This window comes from Bradyrhizobium sp. SBR1B (assembly GCF_014198205.1).
Classification (GTDB): domain Bacteria; phylum Pseudomonadota; class Alphaproteobacteria; order Rhizobiales; family Xanthobacteraceae; genus Bradyrhizobium.
Map to the genome: position 1 here is coordinate 244,210 of NZ_JACIHC010000011.1, position 6,543 is coordinate 250,752.

The following is a 6,543-nucleotide window of genomic DNA, read 5'->3' on the forward strand; positions in this document are numbered from 1 at the left end:
TCGGCTCCCGGCGAAATCGGCCCCAAATCTAACCGATCGGAGCGGGAAATGACATCCCGGCGGCGATAGCGCGGACGTATGGAGTCGGAAGCCAACTAGCATTTCCGTGAAAGGGGATGATCCCGCAGATTTCGCTCCAATCACGGCGCGGTATCGCGCCCAGAAGAGGTCTGGATCATGAATATCCCCATCAAGACGCAGGCGCCCGCTTCGTCACGCGTGCTAGCCGGCAAGGTGGCACTCGTCACGGGCTCGACCAGCGGCATCGGACTCGGCATCGCACGTGCCTTGGCTGCGGCCGGCGCCGATGTCGTGCTGAACGGCCTTGGTGTCGCCAGCGAGATCGGCCGGACGCGTGAGCAGATCGCCGCCGAGTTCGGCGTCAAAGCGAGTTACTCGCCGGCCGACATGACGAGGCCGAAATCGATCGCCGAGATGGTCGCTGCGACGATCGCCCAATCCAGTCGGCTCGACATCCTCGTCAACAATGCCGGCATCCAGCATGTCGCGCCGCTGGACCAGTTTCCGGTCGAGAAATGGGACCAGATTCTCGCGATCAACCTGAGCTCGGCCTTCCACACGACGCGGCTCGCGCTGCCGGCGATGCGCCAGAACGGTTTTGGCCGGATCATCAACATCGCCTCGGCGCATGGCCTGGTTGGCTCACCGTTCAAGGCGGCCTACGTCGCCGCCAAGCACGGCATCGTCGGCCTGACCAAGGTCACGGCGCTGGAGACCGCGGAGGAGGGCATCACCTGCAATGCGGTCTGTCCCGGCTACGTCTATACGCCGCTGGTCGAAGCGCAGATCGACGGGCAGGCCAAGGCGCACGGCATCTCCCGCGATCAGGTGATCCGCGACGTGCTGCTGGCGCAGCAGCCGAACAAGCGTTTTGCCACGGTCGAGGAGCTCGGCGCGCTCGCGGTGTTCCTGTCGACGGATGCGGCGGCTTCGATCACCGGCGTTGCTCTGCCAGTCGACGGCGGCTGGACCGCCCATTGACATGAGCCAGCGCAACAAGTCGAATCTTCAGCCAATGCAAGCTCACCAGGAGCGAGATATGAATGGCACACAGGACAACGCACGAGGCGAGAGCCACGACCTGCCGGGTCAGGTCGTCCTCGTGCTGCAAGGCGGCGGTGCGCTTGGCTCCTATCAGGCGGGTGTCTACCAGGCGCTGCATGAGGCCGGCATCGAGCCGGACTGGGTCATCGGCACCTCGATCGGTGCCATCAATGCGAGCCTCATCGCAGGCAACGCACCGGAGCATCGGGTCGCGCGCTTGAGGGAATTCTGGAAGCGGATGGAGCAGAATCCAGTCTGGGACTGGCGCGCCGCGTTTCCAGGCTTCAATGAGAAGCTGGCCTATTGGTCGACGGTCACTCACGGCATTCCAGGTTTCTTTCGACCCAACCCGCTGGCGCATGCCGGCGATTCCTATCCGCTCGGTGCCGACAATGCGGGCTATTATTCGACTGTACCGCTGGAGAAGACTCTGAGCGAGCTGGTCGATTTCGACCTCGCCAATCGCTGCGCGCCGCGCCTGACGGTCGGTGCGGCCCACGTCGGGACCAGTGAAATGCGCTATTTCGACAGCCGCGACGGCGAACTGACGGTCAAGCATATAATGGCGTCGGGCGCGCTGCCGCCGGCTTTCCCGGCGGTGCGCATCGACGGCGAGCTCTACTGGGACGGCGGCATCCTGTCGAACACGCCGACGGAAGCGGTGTTCGATGACAACCCGCGCAGGGATTCGCTGATCTTCTCCGTGCATTTGTGGAATCCCGTCGGGGCCGAGCCGAGCACCATGGCGGAGGTGCTGAACCGGCACAAGGACGTGCAATATTCCAGCCGCATTTCGAGCCAGATTGCGCGCCAGCAGCAGGCCCATCGTCTGCGTCATGTCATCAACCAGCTCGCGGCACGGCTTTCGGAGGTCGAGCGCAACGATCCTGCTGTGAGGGAGTTGACGAGCTACGGTTGTCCGACCCGCATGCACGTGGTGCGGCTGCTCGCGCCGCAGCTCGAGCGCGAGACCCATACCAAGGATATCGACTTCAGCCCGTCGGGAATCACGCGGCGTTGGCACGCTGGTTATGCGCACACGAAGTCGGTGCTTGCGCGCAAGCCTTGGATCGGCGAATTCGACCCGCTCGCCGGCGTGGTGCTGCACGAGCATATGGAGGAGATGCCGATTGCGGCGGAGTGAGGGCCTTGCGCGTTGTTGTCTGGCGCAGTGACGATTTCCCGGCGGAGCGGTCTGGGCTATTGTTGCGCCGTCTTGGTCGCGAGGCTTGCAATTGGTTGCTGAAAAGGATCTCGAGGCAACGCTCGATCTGGTCCGCGCCAACGCGGCGGGGCCGGTGGCGGGCGTGTTCGGTCCTGAGACGCTGACCTGGCGGATCGACCGGGAGGCCGTCATCTTTCTCGGCGCCGGCCGCGCCTTGTTACTGCAACTGGCGCATCCCTGGGTCGCCGCCGCCATCGCCGAGCATTCGAAAACCCTGGCCGATCCGATCGGCCGCTTCCATCGCACCTTCGATATCGTCTTTGCCATGGTGTTCGGCTCGCTCGACCGTGCCTTGCGCTCGTCCCGGCAGCTGCACCGGCGGCACGGCATGATCGTCGGAGAGATGCCCGATACGGTCGGCCCCTTTGCGGCAGGCTCGCGCTACTGCGCCAACGATATCCCCTCGCTGCGTTGGGTCCATGCGACGCTGGTCGAGACGGCGTTGATGGCGCACGAGCTGGTTCTGCCGCCATTCTCGGTGGAGGAGCGCGAGCGCTACTGGACCGAGAGCCGGATGTTCGGTGCGTTGTTTGGATTGACGGCGGATGATCTGCCCGCGGACTGGGCCGGTTTTACGGCCTACACCGCGGCGATGGCGCAGTCGGACACGCTGACCGTGAGCCCGGCGGCGCGCGAGATCGCGGCGCAGATTTTTGACGGCGCGCGTCCGTGGTTGCGGCCGCCGCGATGGTATCGCGCGCTCACGGCGAGCCTGTTGCCGGAACGATTGCGCGCCGGCTTCGGGTTTGAGCTCGGCGAGCGGGAGGTCAGATCGGCCGACAACGCGCTGCGATGGATCCGGCGCATCTATCCGACATTGCCGGACCGGCTGCGCTATGTCGGCCCCTACCAGGAAGCACAGGCGCGGCTGCGAGGCGAAGCGCAGCCGGACTGGATGACGCGCTGTCTCAACAGGGCGTGGATCGGGCGGCCGCAAATGGATGTGCGCGGGAGAGGGTGAGGTTCGCCGCCTGTAGCCCCGTCATCCTGAGGTGCGAATGGCGCGATGCAAAAGCATCGCGCCGGGAGCCTCGAAGGATGCACGGCCCCGCTGCTGCAGCCGGGCCGTCGCCCTTCGAGGGCCGCTGAAGAAGCGGCCACCTCAGGGTGACGGGGAGAGATAAGCCTCGCAATGACCGAGCGTGCGGAAGCGCCTCTGCCTCACACCGAAGCCAGCTTCCGGTACAGCGCGCTGTAGCTCCCCGCCGAGATGCTCCAGGAGAACGACCGTCCCATGGCGCTGCGGCGCATGGTGTCGAGCTGGTCCTGGGCCATGAAAGCGGAGAAAGCCCGGCGGACACCGCCAAGGAAGGACTCGCGCGAGGGCCTCGAGAACAGGAAGCCGGTCTCGCTGTCGGTGATGGTTTCGGCAAGGCCGCCGGTCTGGTGACCGATCGGCAGCGAGCCGAAGCGCTGGGCGTACATCTGGCTGAGCCCGCACGGCTCGAAGCGCGAGGGCATCAGGGTGAAATCGCTGCCGGCGAAGATGCGGCGTGCCTGGGCGTCGTTAAAGCCGATCACCACGCCGATGGCATCTGGTCGGCGGCGATGCGCGTCGATCAGAGCCTGCTCCAGCGCCGGCTCGCCGGAGCCGGTGACCACGATCTGCCCGCCGGCATCGACGATCTCGTCGGCCGCCGACAGCACGAGGTCGATGCCCTTCTGATGCACGAGACGCGCGACGATGCCGAACATCGGGCCGCGCGACACCGCTAAGCCGAACTGCTTGCGGACGTAATCCGCATTGGCCCTCTTGCCGACCCAGTCGCCGGCGCCGAACTGCTGGGCGAGCTGGGCGCAGGAGCGCGGGTCCCAGCTCTCGTCGATGCCGTTGAGGATGCCGGTGAGCTCGGATGCGTCCGAGCGCAGGCGGAGCAGGCCCTCCAGGCCGCAGCCGAACTCGGCCGTGGTGATCTCGCGCGCATAGGTGCCGCTCACGGTGGTGAGGTGCGAGGCGTAGACGAGGCCGGCCTTGAGGAAGGAGAGCTGGTCGTAGAACTCGACGCCGTCGATGTGGAAAGAGCTTTCCGGTGCGCCGATCCGCCGCAACGAGTCCTTCGGGAAGAGGCCCTGGTAGGCGAGGTTGTGAATGGTCAGGATCGAGGGCAGCTTGGAGCCGCGCCAGGCGAGATAGGCCGGCACGAGCGAGGCCTGCCAGTCATTGGCATGGATCAGGTCTGCTGCCCAATTCTTGTCCAGCTTGCCCATGGCCAGCTCAGCGGCGGCCGAGGCAAAGCGCGCGAAGCGGACGTCGTTGTCCGGCCAGTCACGCCCGGACTCGTCGCCATAGGGGTTACCGGGCCTGTCGTAGAGTTGCGAGCAGAGCAGCACGTAGACCGGCAGGCCGTCCTTGGTCGCTGCCCGTCCGAGCGAGCAGGCCGGCATCTCCGCGAAGGCCGGGCAGCGCCCAACGATCTGAATATGCGTGAGTTGCTCGATGATGTCGCGATAGCCGGGCAGCATGATCCGGATATCGGCAAAGGAGCGAAGGGCGCGGGGCAGCGCAGCGGACACGGCTCCAAGGCCGCCGACGCGGACGAAGTCGTCCAACTCCGTGGTGACGAACAAGACCCTCAAGAACAGCTGCCCTCTGTCGATCCCGTTCGCTGCTATGCAAGAACGGGTCCAGTTGTCCGGGAATTCTTAAAGCCCGCCTACGCGGCGCATCGGTTCGGTAAACACTTTCCTACTCGGCCGCCGCCCTCTAGGGTCGCCGCATCAACAACAGAGAACTTCGAGAGTTCCTAAGACCCAAGGACGTGAGCAGGCATGCAGCTAGCAGATAAGCATGAGGGGACGACGACAAAAGCCTTCGCGGGGCTCAGGGTCCTGGATTTTTCGACCACCATCGCCGGTCCTCACTGCGCGCGGATGCTTGCCGACATGGGCGCCGAGGTCATCAAGATCGAGACCGACGGCGGGGAGACGATGCGGACCCGGCCGCCGCTGCGCAAGGGGTGCAGCACCGCGTTCGGCCAGCTCAATGTCGGCAAGAAGAGCGTCGTGCTCGACCTCAAGTCCGAGGACGGCAAGGAGGCGGTGCGCCGGCTGGCCGCGACATCAGACATCCTGGTCGAGAACTTTCGCCCCGGCGTGATGCACCGACTGCGGCTCGACTACGATAGGCTGCGCACCGTCAATCCGAGGCTGATCTATTGCTCGATCTCAGGCTACGGGCAGACCGGCCCCTCGGCCGAGCTGCCGGCTTATGCTCCGGTGATCCATGCGGCCTCCGGCTACGATATGGCGCATCTGGCCTACCAGCCCGGCCGCAATCGCCCTGATTATTGCGGCATCTATCACGCCGACGTCGTCACCGGCACCTATGGCTTCGGCGCGATCGCGTCCGCGCTCTATCAGCGGACCGTGACCGGCCTCGGCCAGCACATCGACGTGTCGATGCTGGAATCGATGCTGTCACTGACGCTGACCGAATTGCAGAGCGCACAATTCGCCGTGAAGCCACCGCCGCGCCCGATGTTCGGCCCGACCGAGACGGCAAGCGGCTATGTCATGATCACGGTCGCCAGCGAGAAGACGTTCCAGGGATTGATGGGCGTGATCGGTCACCCCGAATGGATCTCCGATCCGCGCTTTGCGACCTATGCCGCGCGCCGCGAGAATTGGGCGGAGGTGATGGACGGCGTCGAAGCCTGGTCGCGGGAACTCACGACCGATGCGTGTCTCGCAGCGCTAGCAGGCTGTTGAAGAACTCAGCCGCGTTCGCAAACGAAGCCTGAATCGTCGCCATTGTGTATGTAGAAATGGCCGACGAGCCTGCCAGCAGTGCCGATCACAACCCATCCGCGACCGCAGACGGGGTCATTCTCGTCGTGCCCTTCCCATGAGAACTCCGCGCAGGGCGAACCGTCTCGCGCGCCGTAGCGGACGTCGAGGAAGCCCTTCAGCGCACCGAAGGCGACTTCACCGTCGGACTTGCCATCGAAGGTGAGATGCGCCTCTTCGACAAGATCGAGGAAGTCGCTGTCCCAGTTGTCCATTTCGACGATGCGCCAGCGGCCGGCAAAAGCCTTGGCGAAGCCGGGCACCTTGGCCATCAGCCGGTCTCCGCTATCAGTTTGGGCAGCCGCACCAGATTGTAGGCGGCGGCAGCGAAGGTAAAAGCCCATGCTACGCGATCACGGCCACGGAAGCTGGTCTTCTCCTGCCCGGCGACCGTCTTGATCCAGCCGAATGCCTCCTCGATGCGCTTGCGGATGCGCTGGCTGACGGCATAGCCGCTGTGCCGGGTC

6 protein-coding genes and 1 pseudogene are annotated in these 6,543 nt (G+C 65.1%); 4 read left to right on the forward strand and 3 right to left on the reverse strand.

Annotated features, from left to right (window positions below):
• Positions 1–177: 177 nt before the first annotated feature.
• The 3 genes from GGD61_RS25895 to GGD61_RS25905 all read left to right on the forward strand — a co-directional run bounded on the left by GGD61_RS25895 (position 178) and on the right by GGD61_RS25905 (position 3,251).
• Positions 178–1,002 carry a 3-hydroxybutyrate dehydrogenase gene (locus GGD61_RS25895; RefSeq protein ID WP_092259730.1) on the forward strand — a complete coding sequence of 275 codons (825 nt, stop codon included), beginning with the start codon at positions 178–180 and terminating at the stop codon, positions 1,000–1,002.
• 58 nt (positions 1,003–1,060) lie between these two features.
• Positions 1,061–2,209 carry a patatin-like phospholipase family protein gene (locus GGD61_RS25900; protein ID WP_092259969.1) on the forward strand — a complete coding sequence of 383 codons (1,149 nt, stop codon included), beginning with the start codon at positions 1,061–1,063 and terminating at the stop codon, positions 2,207–2,209.
• A gap of 91 nt (positions 2,210–2,300) precedes the next feature.
• Positions 2,301–3,251, forward strand: a complete 951-nt coding sequence (locus GGD61_RS25905) for an oxygenase MpaB family protein (protein WP_177237260.1) — start codon at positions 2,301–2,303, stop codon at positions 3,249–3,251.
• Between the two features lie 200 nt (positions 3,252–3,451).
• Here the strand turns inward: GGD61_RS25905 and glgA are convergent, their stop codons facing one another.
• A complete protein-coding gene (glgA, locus tag GGD61_RS25910; RefSeq protein WP_183231499.1) occupies positions 3,452–4,867 on the reverse strand; it encodes a glycogen synthase GlgA in 1,416 nt (471 codons plus the stop codon).
• Between the two features lie 192 nt (positions 4,868–5,059).
• Between glgA and GGD61_RS25915 the strand changes: the two are divergent.
• Positions 5,060–5,986, forward strand: a pseudogene (locus GGD61_RS25915) (CaiB/BaiF CoA transferase family protein); the annotation flags it as partial.
• 17 nt (positions 5,987–6,003) lie between these two features.
• On the opposite strand, the gene GGD61_RS25920 reads toward GGD61_RS25915, so the two are convergent.
• Positions 6,004–6,348, reverse strand: a complete 345-nt coding sequence (locus tag GGD61_RS25920) for a hypothetical protein (protein WP_183231500.1) — start codon at positions 6,346–6,348, stop codon at positions 6,004–6,006.
• The coding region (locus GGD61_RS25925) for a transposase (protein WP_183231501.1) at positions 6,348–6,543 on the reverse strand (196 nt) is incomplete at its 5' end. The genes GGD61_RS25925 and GGD61_RS25920, both read right to left, overlap by 1 nt.

Coding starts and splice junctions, on each gene's coding strand:
- GGD61_RS25900 (WP_092259969.1), top strand. CDS start 1,061: ATGAATGGCACACAGGACAACGCACGAGGCGAGAGCCACGACCTGCCG.
- GGD61_RS25895 (WP_092259730.1), top strand. CDS start 178: ATGAATATCCCCATCAAGACGCAGGCGCCCGCTTCGTCACGCGTGCTA.
- GGD61_RS25920 (WP_183231500.1), bottom strand. CDS start 6,348: ATGGCCAAGGTGCCCGGCTTCGCCAAGGCTTTTGCCGGCCGCTGGCGC.